At 68.0% G+C, this 3,818-nt stretch carries 3 protein-coding genes; 2 read left to right on the forward strand and 1 reads right to left on the reverse strand.

The window, feature by feature from the left end:
- Window positions 1-280: SDR family NAD(P)-dependent oxidoreductase (locus ACNPM4_RS05515; protein WP_448984997.1), on the reverse strand; the 280-nt coding region annotated here is incomplete at its 3' end.
- 324 nt (window positions 281-604) lie between these two features.
- On the opposite strand from ACNPM4_RS05515, the gene ACNPM4_RS05520 reads away from it, so the two are divergent.
- Both ACNPM4_RS05520 and ACNPM4_RS05525 read left to right on the forward strand, forming a co-directional pair.
- A complete protein-coding gene (locus ACNPM4_RS05520; protein WP_448984998.1) occupies window positions 605-1,843 on the forward strand; it encodes a YyaL domain-containing protein in 1,239 nt (412 codons plus the stop codon).
- A gap of 168 nt (window positions 1,844-2,011) precedes the next feature.
- A complete protein-coding gene (locus ACNPM4_RS05525; protein WP_448984999.1) occupies window positions 2,012-3,784 on the forward strand; it encodes an alkyl sulfatase dimerization domain-containing protein in 1,773 nt (590 codons plus the stop codon).
- Window positions 3,785-3,818 lie beyond the last annotated feature (34 nt).

A 3,818-nucleotide genomic window follows, 5' to 3' on the forward strand; every position in this document is an offset into this window, starting at 1 on the left:
GGCTCGCATCCTCCTCCTCTTCGGGCAGGTACGAGAGGGCGACGTCGGCGCCCTCCCGCGCGAACGCGATGGCCGTGGCCGCGCCGATGCCCGAGTCGCCGCCGGTGATCAGCGCCTTGCGGCCGGTGAGCCGTCCGGTGCCGCGGTAGCTCTCCTCGCCGAGGTCGGCCTTCGGGGCCAGGTCGGCGTCGAGGCCGGGCTCCGGCATGTGCTGCTTCTCGGGTTCGATGTCCGCGTAGAGCTCGGCAGGGTTGGTGAAGGTGTACTGGTCGCGGGGCATGATGCGTCCTTTCGACAGCGGCTGATCGTCTCCGCCACCCGTGAGCTGCGTGTGCGACGCGGGCACGGGTCCGGGCGGCGAGTGGACTCCCAGAGTGCGGGCGACCTCCCCCTCGGGGCAAAAGCCTTGCGCACCTCGGCCCCGGTTGCTATGCGGCCGCCGTCGCGAGGCGTCTCCGCCGGACGCAGAACTAGACCTTCGCCACTTCTGCGGGGGCCCTCGCTATGCGAATGTTCCTATCGTGGCCGTCCGGCCGCCCACGGACCACACCCGGACCGTGTTCCTGCCAGAGGGGTTCCGATGCCTGGTTCGTCGCGTCGAAGGATGCCGTCGGTGGTCACCGCCGCGCTCGTCGCCGCGGTTCTCGCGGCCGCCGTGCCCGCCGTCTCGGGGGCCTTCGCCGCTGCCGACGGCTCCACGTCGGGGGACGGCGCGCCCGACCCTTCGCGCTCGGTCGCCCTGGCCTACGAGTTCCTCGACGCGCGCGTGGATCAGTTCTGCGACGGCGCGGGCCGGTGCCTGCCGCGCAGCTATGAGGGCGGGTTCTTCACCACGCCGAGCTGGGACTTCACGCCGTCGTTCGTCTATGACGACGCCGTGGTGATCATGGCTTACACCGCCCGAGGCCTGCCGGACGACATCCGCCGAGCGCGGACGATCGGCGACGCCCTCCTCTTCGTGCAGCAGAACGACCCGATCGGTGACGGGCGCACCCGCGCATCGTACGAGCCGCACGGCATCCGGCAGGGGCGAGTGGAGATCACCGGTCCAGGAAGCTTCACCGGCAACCAGGCCTGGGTCGGGATGGCCCTCACTCGACTCGCGCACACGACCGGAGACCCGCGGTACCTCGAGGGGGCGCTGCGCGTCGGTCAATGGATCCAGGACAACACGGCCGACATGGCCCGGGCGCCGCACGGCTACACCGGCGGGCAGCTCGAGGACGGCACGTCACTGACCTGGAAGTCGACGGAGCACAACAGCGACGTGGCCGGGTTCTTCACCCAACTGGCGCAGCTGACCGGCGATGCGGTGTGGGCGGATCGGGCGGCCGTCGCCGCGGGATTCGTCGCGGCGATGCAGAGCGCCGACGGCCACGTGAACACCGGCACCGGCCTCGACGGCTCGACGATCAACACCCGGCCCATCCCTCTCGACGCGCAGACCTGGAGTTCGCTCGCCACCGGCGACCCGCGTTACGGGTCAGCACTGGATTGGACCCTGGAGAACCTGATCGCCACCGACGGCCCCTACACCGGACCGTCGATCAGCGAGGTCGACGTGTCGAAGGCGTGGTTCGAGGGCAGCGGACACCTGGCGCTGGCCCTCCGGCTGCGCGCCGGTGCGGGTGATGCCGAGACTGCGGAGAAGCTGCTGCACAGCATCCGTCTGGCCCAGCGCGATGCCCCGAACGGCGACGGCAAGGGGATCGTCGCGACCTCGAACGACGGCCTCGATTCGGGCTTCGGCGACCTCTACTACGCGAGCCTGCACACCGGCGCGACCGCGTGGTACCTGCTCGCGTCAGCGGAGGACAACCCGTTCGTGCTGCCGCAGGTCTGATCCCACGCGAATATCACCCGTCCTTGGTGATGCGCGGAGCAGGCGCGTGCGCGAGACTTCACTCCGAGGGGCATGCTTCGCGGTCGGTCCGCGATGCGGAGGTTCTCAGCCAGGAGGAAGCATGAGCATCGAATCCACGCAGCGCCACGCGATCGACGGGGGAAACGCATGACCGATCAGTATTGGCTCGGCTCATCCGAGGGTGTCAGATTCACTCCCTCGGGAGAGAACGCGGCGCACACGGCGTACGCGGAGACCGTCCCCGCGGCGATGACCGAGCACTCGCGGACGATGAATCCGGGAGTCTTCGAGATCATCGGCAAGGGCGTGTACCAGATCTTCGGGTATGCACTGTCGGCGATGACAGTCGTGGAGGGCGACGACGGGCTCATCCTCATCGACCCGCCCGAGGACGTCGAGAAGGGGGAGCGGCAGCTCGTCGAGCTGCGGAAGATCTCGGACAAGCCGATCAAGGCCGTTCTCTATTCGCACTGGCACACCGACCACAACGCGGGCGTCAAGGCGTTCATCACGCAGGAGCAGGCCGATTCCGGCGAAGTGCTCGTCATCGCGCACCGCGACTTCATGTCGAACATCATCTCGAATTCCATCTCCGGCGACGGCCCGATCATCGCGGTCCGCGCCGAGTACTCACTCGGGAGTCTGCTAGAGGTCGGCCCGAAGGGGCGGGTGAACGGAGGCCTCGGTCCGGACTTCATCATGGAGACGATGTCGCTCGTCACTCCGAACACCCTGGTCGATGACCGCCTGGAGATCACCGTCGCCGGCGTGCGCATGGAGATCTTCTGGGCGCCCTCCGAAGCGATCGACGAGATCGTGACCTGGTTCCCCGACCTCGGTGTGCTGCAGTCGGCAGAGGTCATCCAGGGGGAGTCGTTCCCCAACCTGCACTCGATCCGCGGTAGCCGATACCGGGACCCGCAGGCATGGTTCACCTCGATCGACAAGAATCTGCGCCCGCTCCCGGCCGACTTCATGGTTCCTTCGCACGGCCGCCCGCTGGCGGGACGTGCCGAGGTCGCGAAGGTCCTCGCCGACTATCGCGATGCGATCTCATTCGTCTACGACCAGACCCTTCGCCACATCAATCACGGCCTGCTGCCCGACGACCTCGTGGAGAAGGTCGTGCTCCCGAAGGCGCTCGCAGAGAGCGAATGGCTCGGCGACTTCTACGGCGGGGTACCGCACTCGGTGCGGCAGATCTACGTCGGGGAACTGGGCTGGTTCAACGCGGATCCCACCACGTTGGCACCGCTGAACATCCGAGAATCGTCCGCGCGATACATCGACCTGATCGGAGGTCGGTCGAGCGTGATGGCGGCAGCCAGGGCGGCGGCGGATGCGGGTGACCACCAGTGGGCGGCCGAGCTCGCCAGCCATCTCGTCCGCACAGATCCCTCGGACCGTGAGGCGCGCCTGCTGAAGGCCGAGGCGCTGCGGACGCTCGGCTACCGCACGCCGAACTCGAACTGGCGCAATTTCTACCTCACCGCGGCGCGGGAACTCGACGGCTCCATCGACTACTCCCTGGCCATCCAGATCAACGCCCCGGACCAGATCGCGGCGATGCCGGGGCATGCTCTTCTGGGCAGCCTGCGCTTCCGCGTCGACCCCGAGAAGGTCACGGGTCTCGTCACCGCCGCCGTGCGCGTGACCGATACGGGTGAAGATGTCGGGATGATCCTTCGGAACGGCGTCCTCGAAGTGACGGACTCCGTCCCCGAAGACGCGTCGTTCCTGCTCGCTCTGTCGAAGCGGCAGGTGGCAGGAATGATCTTCGCCGATCCTGCAGCGGTGGTGGAGAAAGGCCTCGAGGACGGGAGCGCCTCCTTCGCCCATGGCGGCGTGGAGGACGCGGTGTCGTTCTTCTCCCACTTCGACCCGCCGCACGAGGGGCACATCACCCTGGCCGATCGCTGACAAGCGATCTCTCCCCTGAACGAAGGAGGGGCGG

It is taken from the genome of Microbacterium umsixpiens (assembly GCF_053543675.1).

Coding starts and splice junctions, on each gene's coding strand:
- ACNPM4_RS05520 (WP_448984998.1), top strand. CDS start 605: ATGCCGTCGGTGGTCACCGCCGCGCTCGTCGCCGCGGTTCTCGCGGCC.
- ACNPM4_RS05525 (WP_448984999.1), top strand. CDS start 2,012: ATGACCGATCAGTATTGGCTCGGCTCATCCGAGGGTGTCAGATTCACT.